The 19,564-nt window shown below is 69.0% G+C and carries 13 protein-coding genes; 1 reads left to right on the forward strand and 12 read right to left on the reverse strand.

From position 1 onward, the window contains the following. Positions 1-5: 5 nt before the first annotated feature. Complete coding sequence (locus ACH45E_RS33980) at positions 6-872, forward strand: hypothetical protein (RefSeq protein ID WP_361456767.1); 867 nt, start codon at positions 6-8, stop codon at positions 870-872. Positions 873-934: 62 nt separating this feature from the next. On the opposite strand, the gene ACH45E_RS33985 is transcribed toward ACH45E_RS33980, so the two are convergent. The 12 genes from ACH45E_RS33985 to ACH45E_RS34040 form a co-directional block, all read right to left on the reverse strand. Continuing rightward, on the reverse strand, positions 935-2,992 hold the full coding sequence (locus ACH45E_RS33985; RefSeq protein WP_361456764.1) for a restriction endonuclease: 2,058 nt from the start codon (positions 2,990-2,992) through the stop codon (positions 935-937). A 197-nt stretch (positions 2,993-3,189) separates the two neighbouring features. Continuing rightward, the gene (locus tag ACH45E_RS33990; RefSeq protein ID WP_361456761.1) at positions 3,190-5,151 is read right to left on the reverse strand and encodes a TIGR03960 family B12-binding radical SAM protein; all 1,962 of its coding nucleotides are present in this window, start codon (positions 5,149-5,151) and stop codon (positions 3,190-3,192) included. A 73-nt stretch (positions 5,152-5,224) separates the two neighbouring features. Then, positions 5,225-6,757: a CYTH and CHAD domain-containing protein gene (locus ACH45E_RS33995; protein ID WP_361456758.1), complete on the reverse strand. Its 1,533-nt coding sequence runs from the start codon at positions 6,755-6,757 to the stop codon at positions 5,225-5,227. Between the two features lie 84 nt (positions 6,758-6,841). Further along, complete coding sequence (rodA, locus tag ACH45E_RS34000) at positions 6,842-8,038, reverse strand: rod shape-determining protein RodA (RefSeq protein ID WP_361456755.1); 1,197 nt, start codon at positions 8,036-8,038, stop codon at positions 6,842-6,844. Then, complete coding sequence (gene mrdA, locus ACH45E_RS34005; RefSeq protein WP_361456752.1) at positions 8,035-10,290, reverse strand: penicillin-binding protein 2; 2,256 nt, start codon at positions 10,288-10,290, stop codon at positions 8,035-8,037. Before mrdA ends, rodA begins: the two co-directional genes overlap by 4 nt. Before the next feature lie 152 nt (positions 10,291-10,442). Further along, a complete protein-coding gene (gene mreD / locus ACH45E_RS34010; protein ID WP_361456749.1) occupies positions 10,443-11,120 on the reverse strand; it encodes a rod shape-determining protein MreD in 678 nt (225 codons plus the stop codon). A gap of 17 nt (positions 11,121-11,137) precedes the next feature. Next, positions 11,138-12,076, reverse strand: a complete 939-nt coding sequence (gene mreC / locus ACH45E_RS34015) for a rod shape-determining protein MreC (protein WP_361456746.1) — start codon at positions 12,074-12,076, stop codon at positions 11,138-11,140. 212 nt (positions 12,077-12,288) lie between these two features. Beyond that, on the reverse strand, positions 12,289-13,308 hold the full coding sequence (locus tag ACH45E_RS34020; protein ID WP_361456743.1) for a rod shape-determining protein: 1,020 nt from the start codon (positions 13,306-13,308) through the stop codon (positions 12,289-12,291). A 1,056-nt stretch (positions 13,309-14,364) separates the two neighbouring features. Then, the gene (gene ndk, locus ACH45E_RS34025; protein WP_361456740.1) at positions 14,365-14,778 is read right to left on the reverse strand and encodes a nucleoside-diphosphate kinase; all 414 of its coding nucleotides are present in this window, start codon (positions 14,776-14,778) and stop codon (positions 14,365-14,367) included. Between the two features lie 63 nt (positions 14,779-14,841). Continuing rightward, complete coding sequence (locus tag ACH45E_RS34030) at positions 14,842-15,201, reverse strand: DUF4233 domain-containing protein (protein ID WP_361456737.1); 360 nt, start codon at positions 15,199-15,201, stop codon at positions 14,842-14,844. 8 nt (positions 15,202-15,209) lie between these two features. Then, positions 15,210-16,730 (reverse strand): folylpolyglutamate synthase/dihydrofolate synthase family protein, encoded by a 1,521-nt coding sequence (locus ACH45E_RS34035; protein ID WP_361456734.1) that lies wholly within the window; start codon positions 16,728-16,730, stop codon positions 15,210-15,212. Between the two features lie 88 nt (positions 16,731-16,818). Beyond that, positions 16,819-19,443 carry a valine--tRNA ligase gene (locus ACH45E_RS34040; RefSeq protein ID WP_361456731.1) on the reverse strand — a complete coding sequence of 875 codons (2,625 nt, stop codon included), beginning with the start codon at positions 19,441-19,443 and terminating at the stop codon, positions 16,819-16,821. Between the last annotated feature and the right edge of the window lie 121 nt (positions 19,444-19,564).

Below are 19,564 nucleotides of genomic sequence, written 5' to 3' on the forward strand. Positions count from 1 at the left end.
GCGTCATGGCGGTTTCATCTGCTGAGCGGATTCGCGCGCGTGTACGTCTTTTCCGGTCGCGCGTGGAGTCGGCCGTCACGCGGTGCGTGCTGCTGGGTGTCGTTGCGCTCGGCATCCTGGCGCAGTTCGTCAAACCGGTGGGTGACTTTCTCGAAGGAAAGATGTTTCTCGGCGGGGCACTGCTCAGTGCGGTCGCCTACATCCTGTACGACGCCCTGAAGGATCTGGCGGACACACCACCGAACGGCCGCAACACACCGCCGGTCACCAATCCGCACTCCTTGGGCCCCTACATCGATGAGGCCTTCACCGCCCGCACGGTGAACATTCGCTTCATCGGCTATACAGGGGAAACCCTCTTCCTGCACCTGCAACGCCTTCTGCTGGATGTCCTCACCACCCCGGGGCGCACCCGTTCGGTCACCATCCGGATCCTCGTTCCGGACCTGGCGGGACCCGTCGGGCTCCCCTGTACGCTCCACCAGGACGGCTCAACGTCCGACGACCCCGAATTCCGCGAATACCAGACCCGCAGAACCAGGGATTATTCTCATCACCTGTCCGGACTTGCGCTGCGCCTACGGGAATCCGGGGTTGATGTCACCGTCGAGTTTCGAACCTACCCCGGAATTCCCGTCTTCAAGCTTTACATCTTCAACGAGGACATGGCTTTCACCGGGTTCTATGACGTGGCCTGGACGTCAGGGTTCCCCATCCAAGACCCAACCCGCACCCTGCTGAACCCAAAAGGCCCACTCACCAGCATCCACGGCTGGAATTCCAGACACGGAAACGACGAGTCAAAGCGCTTCGTCCGGGACAGCACGGAATTCTTCGAAGGACTGTGGAAGATATCCGCCGAGCTTGTGTAGTCGGGCCCCGCGCCTGCCGCCCGTCCTTGACCGCCAGAGGCAGCAACCTCTTGCCGGTGCCGTCATTCCACTTCGATGCCGTACTCCTGCACGAGCTGCTCCAACCCCCCTGTGTACCCCTTCCCGCCGAGCACGAAGTCCCAGTCGCCACTGGCCCTGCGCCGGAAGGAGCCGAGCACCAAGGCGGTTTCGTGGGAGCGGCCATCGGAGACCTCAAGCCGACCGAGCTCAGTCATTGCCGGGTCCAGCAACCGGATACACGCGTCGGTGAATCCGGACAGGTCGGCTCCAGGGTTCACCTCCGGATCAACGGCCGCCACGAGCACGAACCGGTCAGCCGCTTCCGGCAGCGCGTCGAAGGAGACACGGAGCGCCGCCTTGTCCGGCGCCGCGGCCGGCACCGTGCGTACCGAACCGTCGGGAGTCTGCGGATTGTTGAAGAAGACGAAATGGTCATCGCTCAGGACTCGGTCGCCACGGCAGACGAGCGCGCATACGTCCAGTGCGACACGGCCGGACCACGTCATGCCCAACACGTTGTGGTCGTCGGGCGCCGATGCGGGACTGGACGACGACGGCTGCGCCGGAGTCGGTCGTCCGCCCTCTCCCAGGCGCCCCCGAAGCCCGTGCCGGTGCAGCAGATCGACGAGTTCACCGCCCGAGATGAGCTCCAAAGGCTTGCCCCGAACGAATGCGTGTGAGCCGGGGCCGAAGCCCGCCGTGGTCACCAGCACTCCCTTGTTGGCGCCCATGTCCTGGACCGTTCCGTACAGGTCCCGCACCGCGGTGGGCGGCACCGTGCTCCGGTAGCGCTTCACCTGTACGACGATCTTGCCGCCTCGGATGGGAGTCGGGTCCAGCGCGTCGACGTCCACGCCGCCGTCATTCGAGCGCTGAGTCGTCACAGCCTGCATCCCCATGGCGCGGAACAGGTCGGCAACGAGCGATTCGAATTCGATCGGATCCATGTCATACAGATCCGGATCCTCATCACCGCCGTGGGTGACAACGTGGTTCCCTACGTCCTGAGGCTTTCGACCAGGCCGTACGGAGGTGAGTTGATCAGGTCTGGACGCGAGCTGGCCCCTCAACGCGTCGGTCAGGCAGCTGACCGCGTCCACCTGTTCCAGGTGCAGGCCGATGAACGCCGCCCGCTGGGCCATGACGGTCGCAAGGAAGATGTGCGTTCGCCTGCCCGTCGCCGGGTCGTGGGCGTCCACGAAGCCGTTCAGGGCCACCGAGTCGAGGATTCCGTACTCGTCCGCCGCGAAGAGCTGGTGCAGGACCAGCAGCAGGCTCTGCGCCAGCACCTCTCGGTACAGCCCACGGCGCTGAGTCACAGGACGTGCGGTTTCCTTGTCCTCATCCTGGGCGGGCACGTACCTCACGGATTTCGCCTCGGGGACCACGTCGTACCCGGGCAGCTCCCAGTCCAGAACAAGCTGCCCCGCCGCCGAGTCGAAGGCTGCCGCGACCTGCCGAGGAAACCCTTCCGGCCAGGCAGTCGACGAGTAGAGAGCCGCTGAGAAGTACTCGACCACGGAGTCAGGGTCTCCCCGCCTGACGCCCTCGGTCACCTCGACGATGCCGGCATTGTGCCGACGCACCTCCGCACGCTGAGCCCCAGTCCTCTGCTCGTAGTCCCGCTGGAGGGCAGCCAGCTGCTGCTGTCGCTGGGCCTCTGCAGCTTGCGCGGCGTGCCAGTCCCGTTCGAACCGAGCCCGTGCCTCCGCCTCGGCCTGTGCACGCCTGTTTGCGGTCCACCCACCCTGCGCCTGGTACTGGCTCGGATCCGGCATGCGCACAGGCCACGCGAGTTGTCCCGGGTCGAACGGCGCGATCTCTTCCGCGCGCATCAGGGACGACGCCCTGAAGGCCGGCGCCTGGCAACCCGCGGCCAGCAGCCCCTGCAAGGTGGCGACCTGCGCGTCCAGTTCCTCCGTGCGCCGCCTCGCCTCTGCCTGTCGATACTGCCGACGTTCCTGAGTGGCAAGTCGTTGATAGGCCCGCGCCTGCCGTGCCTCTTCCCGGCGCCGTCTGGCCTCGGCTTCCACTTGACGCTGGTGCTGACGCTGCATTTCTGCCCAGGCACCGACAAAACCAGCAGAGCGACGACTCATGCGCTACAGGCCCTCCCCAGGATGTCGGCACAGCCGACCGAGCTCTGGTTGTCCCCACAACCAGTAGTAACCACATGACTTTAACCAGCAATCGCTTACATGGGCATCAACTTGCCGAAGGCAACTTGCATCGGCTGTTCCGGCAGGTCATGACACGACTGCGCCCCCTCCGAAGCGAAGGGGGCATCATGGTCACCTCAGTGCGTGTGACCACTCGAAGCGGGCGCCGGCGCAGCGTTCTTGACCGTCAGAGGGAGCAACTTCTTGCCGGTCGGGCCGATCTGGATCTGGGTGTCCATCTGAGGGCACACCCCGCAATCGAAGCACGGTGTCCAGCGGCAGTCCTCGACCTCCGTCTCGTCGAGGGAGTCCTGCCAGTCCTCCCAGAGCCAGTCCTTGTCCAGGCCCGAATCCAGGTGGTCCCAGGGGAGGACTTCCTCGTAGGTGCGCTCGCGGGTGGTGTACCAGTCGACGTCCACGCCTTGGGGGGCGAGGGCCTTGTCGGCGCAGGCGATCCAGCGGTCGTAGGAGAAGTGCTCGCGCCAGCCGTCGAAGCGGCCGCCGTCGTCGTAGACGGCGCGGATGACGGCGCCGATGCGGCGGTCGCCGCGGGAGAGGAGGCCCTCGATGATGCCGGGCTTGCCGTCGTGGTAGCGGAAGCCGATCGAGCGGCCGTACTTCTTGTCGCCGCGGATCTTGTCGCGGAGCTTTTCGAGGCGGGCGTCCGTCTCCTCGGCGGAGAGCTGCGGGGCCCACTGGAAGGGCGTGTGGGGCTTGGGGACGAAGCCGCCGATCGAGACCGTGCAGCGGATGTCGTTCGAGCGCGAGACCTCGCGGCCCTTCGCGATGACCTTCGTCGCCATGTCGGCGATCTGGAGGACGTCGTCGTCGGTCTCCGTGGGCAGGCCGCACATGAAGTACAGCTTCACCTGGCGCCAGCCGTTGCCGTAGGCCGTCGAGACCGTACGGATGAGGTCGTCCTCCGAGACCATCTTGTTGATGACCTTGCGGATGCGTTCCGAGCCGCCCTCGGGAGCGAAGGTGAGGCCCGAGCGGCGGCCGTTGCGGGTCAGCTCGTTCGCCAGGTCGATGTTGAAGGCGTCCACGCGGGTGGAGGGGAGGGAGAGGCCGATCTTGTCTTCCTCGTAGCGGTCCGCCAGGCCCTTGGCGATGTCGCCGATCTCGGTGTGGTCGGCGGAGGAGAGGGACAGCAGGCCCACCTCCTCGAAGCCCGTCGCCTTCAGGCCCTTGTCGACCATCTCGCCGATGCCGGTGATCGAGCGCTCACGCACCGGGCGGGTGATCATGCCCGCCTGGCAGAAGCGGCAGCCGCGCGTGCAGCCGCGGAAGATCTCCACCGACATGCGCTCGTGCACCGTCTCGGCGAGCGGGACGAGGGGCTGCTTGGGGTACGGCCACTCGTCCAGGTCCATGACCGTGTGCTTCGACACGCGCCAGGGGACGCCCGACCTGTTGGGGACCACGCGGGCGATGCGGCCGTCGGGGAGGTACTCGACGTCGTAGAACGCCGGGATGTAGACGGCGCCGGTCTTCGCCAGGCGGAGGAGGACCTCCTCGCGGCCGCCGGGGCGGCCTTCCGCCTTCCACTCCTTGATGATCCGCGTCATGTCGAGCACGGCCTGCTCGCCGTCGCCGATGACCGCCGCGTCGATGAAGTCGGCGATCGGCTCCGGGTTGAAGGCCGCGTGGCCGCCGGCCAGGACGATCGGGTCGTCGACCGTGCGGTCCTTGGACTCCAGCGGGATGCCGGCCAGGTCCAGGGCCGTGAGCATGTTCGTGTAGCCCAGCTCCGTGGAGAAGCTGAGGCCGAACACGTCGAAGGCCTTCACCGGGCGGTGGCCGTCCACCGTGAACTGCGGGACGCCGTGCTCCCGCATCAGCGCCTCCAGGTCCGGCCACACGCTGTACGTGCGCTCGGCGAGGACGCCCTCCTGCTCGTTGAGTACCTCGTAGAGAATCATGACGCCCTGGTTGGGCAGGCCGACCTCGTACGCGTCCGGGTACATGAGCGCCCAGCGGACGTCACAACTGTCCCACGGCTTGACGGTCGAGTTGAGCTCGCCGCCTACGTACTGGATCGGCTTCTGCACATGCGGGAGCAGGGCCTCGAGCTGTGGGAAGACCGACTCGACAGACATCGCGGGGGTTACCTTCGTACCTTCGTGAGCTGACAGGGGTGACCATCTAGCCTAACCCGGCGAAGGGCCCCGCTCAGACGATCACCCTCGACCGCGCCTTCTTCCACACCCGTGGCAGCTCCGCCTCCACCTCCGCCGCCCGCTGCTCCTCCCGCCCGTACAGCAGTCCCCAGGTGAACGTGTCCTCCCCCGTCGCGTGCGCCACGGCGGAGAGCTCGCGCAGGGCCAGGCGGGCCATGACGCTGTCCTGGTGGTCGCCGAGCAGCTGGGTCAGGGACTTCATGGCCTTGGTCAGGGCGGCCGCCGGGTGGCCGAGGGCCGGGGTGGCCGCTTCCGCCGTGTAGCGGGTGCGCTTGGCCTTCTTGCGGGCCTCGTGCACGGCGACGTCGCGGTCCTGGCCGGGCGGCGTGTCGATCGCCTGCTCGATGAGCCCGGCGACGCGGCGGGACTCCTTGCGGGCGGCCTTGGCGATCGCCTTGGACGGCTTGCCGCCGGCCGCCTTCCGCAGCGGCGGGTCGGTGAGCAGGGCGTCCAGGGAGTCGAGCAGCGCCAGATGGCGGGCGGAGTCCAGTACGCCGATCACGTGCGGCCGGGAGCCGCCGCGCCGGCCCTCCGACCAGGCGTGCAGCCGGTCGGCGACCGGGCCGTGGACGAGCGTGTCCGGCAGGCCGCCGAGGTCCGTCGTGAGGCGCTCGGCCAGCACCTCCCGGTCGCGGTCCACGCCCAGTTCGCCCGCCAGCCACTTCAGCTCCGCGCCGATCGGCTCGGTGACGGACCGGTCGAACAGCGAGCGGTAGGCGCGCAGGGCGCTGCGGGTGCGGCGGGTGGCGACCCGCATCTGGTGGACGGAGTCCTCGACGTCCCTGCGTACGGCCGGGTCGAGGTCGACGATCACGTCGCGCTGGGTGCGGATGTAGGCGAGGACGTGGTCGCCGGCGGTGGCGGGTTGGGCGGGCTGTCCGGCCTTCTGCCGGCGCCGGCCCTTCTTCCCCTTCGGCCCCGACCCCTTCGGCGCGGTCTCCGTCAGCGCCCGGGCCAGCTTCGACGGTGACTTGGACGGCCGTACGTCGGCCTTGCGCAGCCGCTTGTCCACCAGGTCGAGGAAGGCCGGGTCCCCGCCGTCGGCGAGCTCCACCTCGATCTCGGTCCACTGGGCCAGGCCGCCGTCTCCGGTGAGCCGCTCCGCGGTCACGGCGTCCACGCTGGCCTCGGCGAGCAGCCGGCCGTCGGCGTCGACGAGGTGGCGTACGTCGCGGACGGAGCGGAGCCGGACCACGGGGACCAGTTCGGCGTCGCGGACGCGGGAGCGGAGCAGGGGGGTGAGGTCGTCCGGGACCGTGTCCGAGAGGGGCGCGCGGATCTCGTCGCGCACTCCCGGGGCGACCGGGAGTTTGAGGTGCCAGCCCGCGTCGGAGCCGCCGGTGCGGCGGCGCAGGGTGACACCGGTGGCGGCGAGGCGCTCGTCGGGGGTGTCGTAGTAGGTGGCGTCCAGTTCCACGACGCCCTTGTCGAGGACGCCCGCCACCCCGCCGACGCCGGTCAGGTCGGGCAGGCCGCTCTCGTCGGACTCGTACTTCCGTTCTATCTCCCGCTTCGTATCCGCCATGAACCGAATCTAGCCCCGATCCGGCCTGGTACGCCCTCCCGCAGGGACATCGGCTGCGCGGAGGCTCCGCGATGCTCCGCGGGGCTACGCGGACATCGGCCGCTGCACCCTGATCGACTGGAGGAGCCCCACCGCCACCCACACCACGAACATCGACGATCCGCCGTAGGAGACGAACGGCAGTGGCAGGCCGGTGACCGGCATGATGCCGAGGGTCATGCCGATGTTCTCGAAGGCCTGGAAGGCGAACCAGGCCACGATCCCGGCGGCGACGATCGTGCCGTACAGCTCGGTCGTCTCGCGGGCGATGCGGCAGGCGCGCCAGAGCACGACGCCCAGCAGCAGGATGATCAGGCCCGCGCCGACGAAGCCCAGTTCCTCGCCCGCGACGGTGAAGACGAAGTCGGTCTGCTGCTCGGGCACGAACTGGCCGGTGGTCTGCGAGCCGTGGAAGAGGCCCGCGCCGGTCAGGCCGCCGGAGCCGATCGCGATGCGGGCCTGGTTGGTGTTGTAGCCGACGCCGGCCGGGTCGAGGTCGGGGTTGGCGAAGGCGGCGAAGCGGTTGATCTGGTACTCGTCCAGGATGTGCAGCTGCCAGACCGCGATCGCGCCCAGGGCGCCCGCGCCGAGCAGGCCGAACACCCATCGGTTGGAGGCGCCGGAGGCGAGCAGGATGCCCAGGATGATGATCACCATGACCATGACCGAGCCGAGGTCGGGCATGAGCAGCACGATCATGATCGGTACGGCGGCCAGGCCGAGGGCCTGCAGGACGGTGCGGTGGTCGGGGTACTTCTTGTCGCCGGCGTCGACGCGGGCCGCGAGCAGCATCGCCATGCCGAGGATGATCGTGATCTTCACGAACTCCGAGGGCTGGAGGGAGAAGCCGCCGCCGAGCACGATCCAGGAGTGGGCGCCGTTGACGGTGGAGCCGAGCGGGGTGAGCACCAGCAGGATGCCGAAGACGGAGAGGCCGTAGAGGATCGGCACGAAGTTGCGCAGGGTGCGGTGGCCGAGCCAGATCGTGCCGATCATCAGGGCGAGCCCGATGCCGGTGTTCATCAGGTGCCGGAGCAGGAAGTAGTAGGGGTCGCCCTGGTTGATCTCGGTGCGGTTGCGGGTCGCGGAGTAGACGAGCAGCGAGCCGAGCCCCGACAGGGCGAGGCACGCGAGCAGTATGGGCCAGTCCAGTCGGCGGGCCACCGAGTCGCGGGCGAGGAGCCGGGTCCAGCCGGCCCGCGCGGGGCCGTACCCGGAGACGGAGAAGCTGTTGCCGGTCATACGGGCATCCTCCGGCTTCCCCTCTTGCGAGGTCGCCTGCGGGTGTTGCTGTTGCGGTTGCCGGTCTCGGGCGAGGCGGTGGTCGCCGGGGGCTGGGAGTCGTCCGGGGCGGGCGAGCCGGACGGGGTGGCCTGGATGTCCTTGGCAGGGTCGCGGGAGACCTTGCCGGCGGCGATCGTGCCGTCGGTGCGGACCTGGGGCAGGCCCTTCTGCGGGGTGGGCAGCAGGGCCTTCTTCTTGTCGATGGAGCCGTCGGACTGGACGCCGTAGAGCGCGCTGTAGATGTTGCGCACGGCCTCACCGGAGGCACCGGAGCCCGTACCGGCCTGGGCGATGGTCATGATGACCGTGTAGTCCTTGGAGTAGGTGGCCAGCCAGGACGTGGTCTGCTTGCCGTAGACCTCGGCGGTACCGGTCTTGGCGTGCAGCGCGATCTTGTCCTGCGGCCAGCCGCCGAACTTCCAGGCGGCGGTACCGCGGGTGATGACGCCCGCGAAGGCCTCGTTCATGCCCTTCAGGGTGGCCTGGCTGACCGGCAGCTTTCCGGTCTTCTTGGGCTTGATCTCCTGGACGGACTTGCCGTCGGGGCTGATGACGGCCTTGCCGATGGTCGGCTGGTACATGGTGCCGCCGTTGGCGACGGCGCCGTACATCACGGCCTCCTGGATCGGGGTGACGAGGGTGTCGCCCTGGCCGATGGAGTAGTTGATCTCGTCGCCCTCGCGCATCTTGTTGCCCTCGAGGCAGTTCTCGTACGCGATCCTCTCCACGTACGAGCCGTTCTTCTTGCCGGACTTGCACCAGGCGTCCTTGTTGGCCTTCCAGTAGTTCTGCTTCCACTGGCGGTCGGGGACGCGGCCGGTGACCTCGTTGGGCAGGTCGACGCCGGTCTCCTTGCCGAGGCCGAACTGGTGGGCGGTCTTGAAGAAGTAGTCCTTGGGCTCGCCCTTCTTGGGGTTGATGCCGCCGTCCTTCTTCCACTCGCGGTCGGCGAGGCCGTAGAAGACGGTGTCGCAGGACACCTCCAGGGCGCGGCCGAGCGAGATCGGGCCGAAGTTCTCGCCCTCGAAGTTCTTGAAGACCTGGCCGCCCACCGAGTACGAGCTGGTGCACGGGTAGCCGCCGTCCCAGACGTAGCCGGCCTGGACCGCGGCGGCCGTGGAGACCACCTTGAAGGTCGAACCGGGCGCCGCCTGACCCTGTATGGCCCTGTTGAGCAGCGGGTAGTCGGAGTTCTTGCCGGTGAGGGCCTTGTAGTTCTTGGCGGAGATGCCGCCGACCCAGACGTTGGGGTCGTAGGTCGGGGCGGAGGACATGGCGACGATCCGGCCGGTCTTGGCCTCCATCACGACGACGGCGCCGGAGTCGGCCTTGTAGTTCTCGCCGGTGATCTTGTCGTACTGCTGGCGGGCGACCTTCATGGCGTGGTCCAGCTCGTACTCGGCGACCCGCTGGACGCGGGAGTCGATGCTGGTGACGAGGTTGGCGCCGGGCTCGGCGGCGTCGGCCTGGGCCTTGCCGATGACGCGGCCGAGGTTGTCGACCTCGTAGCGGGTGACGCCGGCCTTGCCGCGCAGCGCCTTGTCGTACTGGCGCTCCAGGCCGCTGCGGCCGACCATGTCGGAGCGCAGGTAGGGCGAGTCGGTGTCCTTGGCCTGCTGGATCTCGTTGTCGGTGACCGGCGAGAGGTAGCCGAGGACCTGCGCGGTGTTCGACTTGCCGGGGGCACCGTAGCGGCGCACGGCCTCGGGCTCGGCGGTGATGCCGGGGAAGTCCTCGGCGCGCTCACGGATCTGCAGGGCCTGCTTGGCGGTGGCCTTGTCGGTGATCGGGATCGGCTGGTACGGGGAGCCGTTCCAGCAGGGCTGCGGGGTCTTGGCGTCGCACAGCCGGACCTTCAGCATGACCTCCTTGGGGTCCATGCCGAGGACGCCGGCCAGCTTGGTGAGGACCGCCTTGCCGTCGTCCTTCTGCTTCAGCAGGTCGGTGCGGGAGGCGGAGACCACCAGCCGGGTCTCGTTGTCGGCGAGCGCCACACCCCGCGCGTCCAGGATCGACCCGCGTACGGCGGGCTGGACGACCTGCTGGACGTGGTTGCCGGACGCTTCCTTCTGGTACTCGGCGCCCTCACGGATCTGGAGGTACCACAGCCGGCCGCCGAGGGTGCCGAGCAGGGAGAGGACGAGGATCTGGATCACGATGAGCCGGATCTGGACCCGTGGGGTCCGTCCGGTCTCGGGAATGTTGGTCACTGCGGCTGCCTCCCCCTCTCAGTGCGTGTATGTGTCATATACGACGAAGCTGTGCGCGTCGGGGCGCGGCCACCGCGTCTGTACGGCCGTCTGCGCAGCCGTCTGTACGGCCGTCTGTGCGACTGTCTGTACGGCCGTCAACTGTCCGCCGGTCACAGGCGCTTGACCCCCTTGATGCGGCTCACGCGCGCGGCGCGGGTACGGGTCCTGGCCTTCAGCCCGCCGAGACCGCCGCGCTGGCTGCCGATGCGCAGCCCGGTGCCGGAGGAGAGCCAGCCGGAGGAGATGTCGGTGGCCTTGGCCGCGGAACCGGTCTCCGCGAGCGGGTCGTTCTCGGCGCGGCGGGCCAGGGCGATGATGCCGGGGACGACGAACGGCGCGAGGAGCAGGTCGTACACGGCGGCCGAGGTCAGCAGGCCGACGAGGCCGACATGGCGGGCGGCGGTGTCGCCGACGAGGGCGCCGACCCCGGCGTACAGCAGCGTCGAGCCGATCGCTGCGGCGACCACGACGACCATCGGGCCGGTGGCGGACTTCAGGCGGCCGTTCTCCGGCTTGATGAGTCCGGCGAAGTAGCCGATGACGCACAGCACCAGCGCGTAGCGGCCGGCGGCGTGGTCGGCGGGCGGGGCGAGGTCGGCGAGGAGTCCCGCGCCGAACCCGACGAGGGCGCCGCCGACATGGCCGTAGACGATCGCCAGGCCCAGCACGGTGAGCAGCAGCAGATCGGGCACCGCGCCCGGGAGGTGGAGGCGGGCGAGCACACTGACCTGGATGACCAGGGCGACGACGACCAGCGCGGTGGAGAGCAGGATCCGGTTGAGGCGCATGGGACTTCGAGCTCCTACTACTGCTGCTGGTCGTTGGCGGTCGCGTCGGACGACGGGGTGACCGTCACGGTCACCGTCGGTGTCGGGGTCGGCTTCGGCTTGGCCGGCAGCACCTCGTCACGCGGGTCCTTCTTCGGGGCCTCGACGACGACACCCACGATGTCCAGCTTGCTGAAGCCGACGAACGGGGTGACGTAGAGGGTGCGGGTCAGGCCGCCGCCGGAGGGGTCGATGCGGGAGACGACACCCACCGGGACACCGGGCACGAACGGCTTGTCGGACTGGGAGCCGAAGGTGACGAGCCGGTCGCCCTTCTTCACCTCGGCCTTGCCGTTGAGGAGTTCGACGCGCATCGGGCGGTCGCCCTGCCCGGAGGCGAAGCCGAGTTCGTCGCTGCCTTCCATCCGGGTGCCGACGGTGAAGTCGGGGTCGTTGGCGAGCAGCACGGTGGAGGTGTTCGGGCCGACGGTGGTGACGCGCCCGACCAGGCCGTCACCGTTGAGCACGGTCATGTCCCGCTTGATGCCGTCGTCGGCGCCGACGTCGATGGTGACGGTCCAGGAGAAGCCCTGGGCCGATCCTATGGCGATGACCTCGGCGCCCTTGATGCCGTACTGGCCCTCGCCGGCGATCTTCAGCATCTTGTCGAGCTGCCCCAGGCGGCTGCGGTTGCGGTCGCTGCTGCCGAGCTTCGCCTTGAGGGCCGCGTTCTCCTTCTCCAGCCGGGCGAGCCGGTCGTGCCGCTCACCGGAGGCGCGGACCGCGGAGACGGCGTTGCCGACCGGGTCGACCGCCGACGACACCCCGTTCTCGATCGGGCCGAAGACCGCGGCGGCGGCCTGCCGGGCGCCGTCGACCGGGGAGTTCTGGCCGCCGCGGATGTCCACCGTGATCAGTGCGAACGCGATGGCGATCAACAGCACCAGGAGCAGCCGGCTCTCTTTCGTGTCCCTCACGTGCGGCGGCCGTGCCCTTCCTCATTGGAATGCGACTGGGGAATGAACTTGGGAATGAGCTGGGAGATGAGCTGGGAGATGAGCTGGGGGATGAACTTGTGGCTCAACTTGCGGCTGAGCTTGTGGTTGAACTTGTGGGAGCTTATGTCTCTATATCAACGATCCGCCGTACGAGAGGAGATCATCTCGCACGGCGGAATCGAAGAGTTACGTCATCTGCGCGGCTGGGCGTCGAGCACCTGCTGGAGCGCCTCGAACTCCTCGACGCACTTGCCGGAGCCGAGCGCCACGCTGTCCAGCGGGTCCTCGGCGATGTGGATGGGCATGCCGGTCTCGCGCCGCAGCCGCTCGTCGAGGCCGCGCAGCAGGGCGCCGCCGCCGGTGAGCACGATCCCCCGGTCCATGATGTCGCCGGACAGCTCCGGCGGGCACTTGTCCAGGGTCGTCTTCACGGCGTCGACGATCGCGTTGACGGGCTCCTCGATCGCCTTGCGTACCTCGCCGGCGGAGATGACGACGGTCTTGGGCAGCCCGGAGACGAGGTCCCGACCGCGGATCTCGGTGTGCTCGTCGGTGTCGAGTTCGTACGCCGAACCGATCGTGATCTTGATCTGCTCGGCCGTCCGCTCACCCAGGAGGAGGCTGTACTCCTTCTTGATGTGCTGGATGATCGCGTTGTCCAGCTCGTCGCCCGCGACGCGGATGGACTGGGCGGTGACGATGCCGCCGAGCGAGATGACCGCGACCTCGGTGGTGCCGCCGCCGATGTCCACCACCATGTTGCCGGTGGCCTCGTGGACCGGCAGGCCGGAGCCGATGGCCGCCGCCATGGGTTCCTCGATGATGTGCACCTGGCGGGCGCCGGCCTGGGACGACGCCTCGATGACGGCGCGGCGCTCGACTCCCGTGATACCGGAGGGCACACAGACGACGACACGCGGCCGGGCGAGGTACCGCCGCTTGTGGATCTTCAGGATGAAGTAGCGGAGCATGCGCTCGGTGATCTCGAAGTCGGCGATGACGCCGTCCTTCAGCGGGCGTACGGCGACGATGTTGCCCGGGGTCCGGCCGATCATCTTCTTGGCTTCGGCCCCGACCGCGAGGATGCCACCGGTGTTCGTGTTGATCGCGACGACGGACGGCTCGTTGAGTACGATCCCGCGACCCCTGACGTACACCAGCGTGTTGGCGGTCCCGAGGTCGACAGCCATGTCACGGCCGATGAACGACATTGAGTTCCCCATCAGGATTCGTCTGGCCTTCCCACGAGCTTTTGAGGGCTTTTCAGGTAGGCGAGGTGGGTGCTGTGACGTGAAGGCCTCCATCGTAAACGGGCCTGCACGAACACTGCGCGAGGGTCTTCGCCATTGTCAGCAGATGGGCGAGTGCCTCGCTTGTGGAGACGGCCCAACGGGGGCACGCGTTCCCCCGATCGGCACGCATATGCCAAGCGAAGGCCGAAAAGGTACGCGCGCCGCAGCTCAGCGGGCGGGCCGAGGTGACGCCCCCTCAGAAAAATCCTTGGAAACTTCGCCTGCCGGAGGCCGCCGATACCGGCCATCCGAGCACACGCCACCCGAACGGACGCCGCCGCGCGGGGCGGGCTGAGCGGGTTTGCGGGTCGGCGAACTCCGCGGCGCACAACCTTGCCGAGCAGATCCGCGAGCCAACCGCCCCGAACCAGCGGACGCCGCTGCGGGGGGGCCTGGCGGCCGGCAGGCGCCGGCGAGCAGTTACGGACCGGCCGCGCCAACCCAACGGGCACACGACACGGACGCCGCCGCGCGGGGCCTGGCCCGGCCGGGGTGGGCACGGGCAGGTCCGCCCAGCGGGCGGCATGCGGCCCCCGCGCCCGAACGGCTCGGCCGAGCACGACACGAACCCGCGCGCGGGCACGGCCGCACGGACATGGCCCGAACTCGACAGCTGTGGCAGCACAAACCCGGCGGGTATCAGGCGGGGCCGGCAGCCTGACAGCCCCGGACGCGAGCCCCGATGCGTAGGGCCTGGCCGGGTCATCGCGCTTCCGATCCCCGGCGCTCGGCCCTGGCGGGCACCTACTGCACCACCCCCGGAGGGCGTGGCGAAGATCGACATGGCCCCGGAGCCTGACACGCCTGGACGGGACCCGGCCCAGGCGGCCCGCTTACACCCCCGGCGGGGGCCGGCAGGCATGGCGCGGGCCGATGCACGGAACGCGGCCGGGAGAACCCGCCCCCGGCGGACACCCCTCCCGGCTCAAGGCCCCGAAGGAACCGGGCCCGGCCCCCGCTCAGCCCTCGGAGGGATCACGCGTGGGCAGGGAAGAAGATCTTGACCTCGCGGTTCGCGGACTCCTCGGAGTCGGAGGCGTGGATCAGGTTCTCGCGGACGATGACGCCGTAGTCGCCGCGGATGGAGCCGGGAGCCGCGGCGATCGGGTCGGTGGGGCCGGCCAGGGCGCGCACGCCCTCGATGACGCGCTCGCCCTCGACGATCATGGCCACGACCGGACCGGAGGCCATGAACTCCACCAGCGGCTCGTAGAAGGGCTTGCCCTTGTGCTCGCCGTAGTGCTGCTCCAGCGTGTCCTGGTCCAGCGTGCGCAGCTCCAGCGCGGTGATCTGCCAGCCGGCCTTGCGCTCGATACGGCTGATGATCTCGCCGGTCAGGCCGCGACGGACGGCGTCGGGCTTGAGCAGGACGAGGGTGCGCTGGGTCACTGAGGGCTCCTTCTGACTGACATATGCGGTGGCACGAGATTACAGGTGCGAGCTCCGCACTTGTTACGCAGCGTCAGCTGTGGTCGAGCTCCTCGCCTGCGCCGCGAATCGCGCCTTCGCCTCGTCCACCTTCCGCCCGAAATGCACCGACGCCCACCACAGCGCCGCGAACACCACACCCAGGATGAACATCATCGGCACGAAGAACCCGGAGGCGACCAGCGCGATCTGCAGCGCCCAGCCGAGGGCCACGCCCCCGGGCCGGGTCACCATGCCGCACAGCGCCACGCTCAGGAACATGGCGATGCCGCACACCGTCCACACGGTCGACGTGGACAGGTCCTGGTCCTTCATCGCCACCAGCCCCGCGAAGCCGATGATGAAGAACTCCCCGATCAAGGTCGAGGAACAGAGCGTACGCATGGCGGCCCTCAGCCCCTTCCCAGCAGCAGCCGGGCCTCGCCGACCGTGATGACGGAACCCGTGACGAGCACACCGCCGCCGGCGAACTCGCCCTCCTCCTCGGCCAGCGTGATCGCCGCCTCCAGCGCGTCCGGCAGCCGCGGCTCGACCTGCACCCGCTCCTCGCCGAACACCTCGACGGCGACCGCGGCCAGCTCGTCGGCGTCCATCGCCCGGTGGCTGGAGTTCTGCGTGACGACGATCTCCGCGAAGATCGGCTCGAAGGCCTCGAGCAGACCGCGCACGTTCTTGTCACCGCTGGCCCCGACCACACCGATCAGACGGCTGAAGTCGAACGCCTCCCCCACGGCATCCGCGGTCGCCCGCGCGCCCGCCGGGTTGTGCGCCGCGTCCAGCACGACGGTCGGCGACCGCCGTACGACCTCCAGCCGGCCCGGCGAGGAGACCGCCGCGAAGGCCTTGCGGACGGTGTCGATGGACAGCCGCTCCGCCCGCTGCGCGCCGACCCCGAAGAACGCCTCGACGGCGGCGAGCGCCACGGCCGCGTTGTGCGCCTGATAGGCACCGTGCAGCGGGAGGTAGACCTCCTCGTACTCGCCACCCAGCCCGCGCAGCGTCAGCAGCTGCCCGCCGACCGCGACCTGCCGCGCCACGACACCGAACTCCAGCCCTTCCCGGGCCACGGTCGCGTCGACCTCCACCGCCTTCTTCAGCAGCACCTGCGCCGCGTCCACCGGCTGCTGGGCCAGGATCACGGTCGCGTCCTGCTTGATGATCCCGGACTTCTCGCCGGCGATCTCGGCGTGCGTCTCCCCGAGCCGGTCGGTGTGGTCGAGGTCGATGGGGGTGACGACGGCGACGTCCCCGTCGATGACGTTGGTGGCGTCCCAGGAGCCGCCCATGCCCACCTCGACGACGGCCACGTCCACCGGCGCGTCCGCGAAGGCCGCGTACGCCATGCCGGTGAGCACCTCGAAGAAGGAGAGCCGGAACTCCTGCTGCCCGTCGACCATCTCCACGTACGGCTTGATGTCCTGGTACGTCTCGATGAACCGCTCGGCGGTGATCGGGGCGCCGTCCAGGCTGATCCGCTCGGTGATCGACTGCACGTGCGGCGAGGTGTAGCGGCCGGTGCGCAGTTCGAAGGCGCCGAGCAGCGCCTCGATCATGCGGGCCGTGGAGGTCTTGCCGTTGGTTCCCGTGATGTGGATCGAGGGGTACGAGCGCTGCGGCTCGCCCAGGACGTCCATCAGCGCGGAGATCCGGCTGACGGAGGGCTCCAGCTTGGTCTCGCCCCAGCGGCCCGCCAGCTCGGCCTCGACCTCGCGCAGCGCCTTGTCGACCTCGGGGTCCTCGGGCCGCGTCGGGACGTCCGCCTCCGGCGGCCCGCCCTGCGTGCGCAGGGTACGGCTGCCGGCCTCGATCACGGCGAGGTCGGGGTCGCGGTCGGTCTCGGCCGCGATGATCTCTTCGAAGGAGTCGAGGGGGTCGGGCTGGTCGCTGTCGTCGCGCGGGGGGATGTCGCTCACGGGGCCAGTCTACGGAGGCCCGGTGACAGAGGTGGGCGAAGGCCCCCGGAGCTGGATTTTCCGGGGGCCTTCACCGACGTACCGGGGCCTACGCCTGCGGCAACCGCTCCAGCTGCGCGGCGATCCGCGCGATGTCCTCGTCCGCCTTCGCCAGCCGGGTACGGATCTTCTCCACCACCGGCTCCGGCGCCTTCGCCAGGAACGCCTCGTTGCCGAGCTTGGCCGTGGCCTGGGCCTTCTCCTTCTCCGCGGCGGCAAGATCCTTGGCCAGACGCTTGCGCTCCGCCGCCACGTCGATCGTGCCGGAGAGGTCGAGGGCGACCTCGGCACCGGCGACCGGCAGGGTGGCCGTGGCCGTGAAGTCCTCGCCCTCCGGCTGGAGGCGCAGCAGTTGGCGGATCGCCGCCTCGTGCGGGGCGAGCCCGGTGCCGTCGAGGGTCAGCCGGGCGGGGACCCGCTGGCCGGGCTGGAGGCCCTGGTCGTTCCGGAAGCGACGGATCTCCGTGACGAGCTGCTGCAGCGCCTCGATCTCCCGCTCCGCGGCCGGGTCGCGGAAACCACTGTCCTTCGGCCACTCGGCGATCACGAGGGACTCGCCGCCCGTCAGCGTCGTCCACAGGGTCTCCGTGACGAACGGGACCACCGGGTGCAGCAGCTTCAGCGTGACGTCGAGGACCTCGCCCAGGACCCGCTTGCTGACCTCGGCCGCCTCGCCGCCCGCCTGGAACGTCGTCTTGGACAGCTCGACGTACCAGTCGAAGACCTCGTCCCACGCGAAGTGGAAGAGGGCGTCGGAGAGCTTCGCGAACTGGAAGTCCTCGTAGAACGCGTCGACTTCGGCGACCACGGTGTTGAGGCGGGACAGGATCCAGCGGTCCGTCGCCGACATCGCGGACGGCTCCGGCAGCGGCCCGTCCACCGTCGCGCCGTTCATCAGCGCGAAGCGCGTCGCGTTCCAGATCTTGTTGGCGAAGTTGCGGGAGCCCTGGACCCAGTCCTCACCGATGGGGACATCGACACCCGGGTTGGCGCCACGGGCCAGGGTGAACCTGAGCGCGTCGCTGCCGTACTTGTCCATCCAGTCCAGCGGGTTGACCGCGTTGCCGAAGGACTTCGACATCTTCTTGCCGAACTGGTCGCGCACCATGCCGTGCAGGGCGATGGTGTGGAACGGCGGGGTGCCGTCCATCGCGTACAGGCCGAACATCATCATCCGGGCGACCCAGAAGAAGAGGATGTCGTAGCCGGTGACCAGGACGGAGTTCGGGTAGAACTTCGCGAGCGACTCGGTCTGTTCGGGCCAGCCGAGGGTGGAGAACGGCCACAGGCCGGAGGAGAACCAGGTGTCGAGGACGTCGGTGTCCTGACGCCAGCCCTCCCCGCTCGGCGGCTCCTCGTCGGGACCGACGCAGACGACCTCGCCCTGCGGCCCGTACCAGACCGGAATCCGGTGCCCCCACCACAACTGCCGCGAGATGCACCAGTCGTGGAGGTTGTCGACCCAGTCGAAGTACCGCTTCTCCATCTCCTGCGGATGGATCTTGACCTTGCCCTCGCGAACGGCGTCGCCGGCGGCCTTCGCCAGCGGGCCGACCTTGACCCACCACTGCATGGACAGCCGCGGCTCGATGGTGGTCTTGCAGCGCGAGCAGTGGCCGACACTGTGGACGTACGGCCGCTTCTCGGCGACGATCCGGCCCTCGGCGCGCAGGGCCGCGACGATCGCCGAGCGGGCCTCCAGCCGGTCCAGGCCCTGGAAGGGGCCGTGGGCGGTGATGACGGCGTGCTCGTCCATGACGGTCAGGGACGGCAGGTTGTGGCGCTGGCCGATCTCGAAGTCGTTCGGGTCGTGAGCCGGGGTGACCTTGACGGCACCGGTGCCGAACTCGGGGTCGACGTGCTCGTCCGCGACGACCGGGATGGAGCGGTCGGTCAGCGGCAGCCTGATGAGCTTGCCGACCAGGTGCTTGTACCGCTCGTCCTCGGGGTGAACGGCGACGGCGGTGTCACCGAGCATGGTCTCGGCACGGGTGGTGGCGACGACGATGGTGTCGTCCCCCTCGCCGTACTTCATGGAGACGAGCTCGCCGTCGTCGTCCTGGTACTCGACCTCGATGTCCGAGATGGCCGTCAGGCACCGGGGGCACCAGTTGATGATGCGCTCGGCGCGGTAGATCAGCTCGTCGTCGTAGAGCCGCTTGAAGATGGTCTGGACGGCCTGGGACAGCCCCTCGTCCATGGTGAACCGTTCACGCGACCACGCGACACCGTCTCCCAGGCGCCGCATCTGCCCGCTGATCTGCCCGCCGGACTCGGCCTTCCACTGCCAGACGCGCTCGACGAACGCCTCCCGGCCGAGGTCGTGGCGGGACTTGCCCTCCTTGCCGAGCTCCCGCTCCACGACGTTCTGCGTGGCGATACCGGCGTGGTCCATGCCGGGCTGCCACAGCGTCTCGTAGCCCTGCATGCGCTTGCGGCGGGTCAGGGCGTCGATGAGGGTGTGCTCGAAGGCGTGCCCGAGGTGCAGGCTGCCGGTGACGTTCGGCGGCGGGATGACGATCGTGTACGGAGGCTTGTCGCTCTTCGCGTCGGCCTCGAAGTAACCCCGCTCTACCCAGCGCTCGTACAGCGGCCCCTCTACATCGGCCGGCGCGTACTGGGTCGGCAGTTCGGTGTCGGGCGCTGGTGGCTGCTGCTGAGCGTTCTCGGTCACGGGGTCAGTTTAGAGGTGTCACGGGGCGGTCCCGAAACGCCTTTGTTCTGTAACGGTGAGACCCCCGACGAGGTGCGCCTCCTGCGCCTGGGCGAGGATGTCAGGAACACATAAGCAGTCT

This window comes from Streptomyces sp. NPDC020299, from assembly GCF_044387825.1.
Classification (GTDB): Bacteria; Actinomycetota; Actinomycetes; order Streptomycetales; family Streptomycetaceae; genus Streptomyces.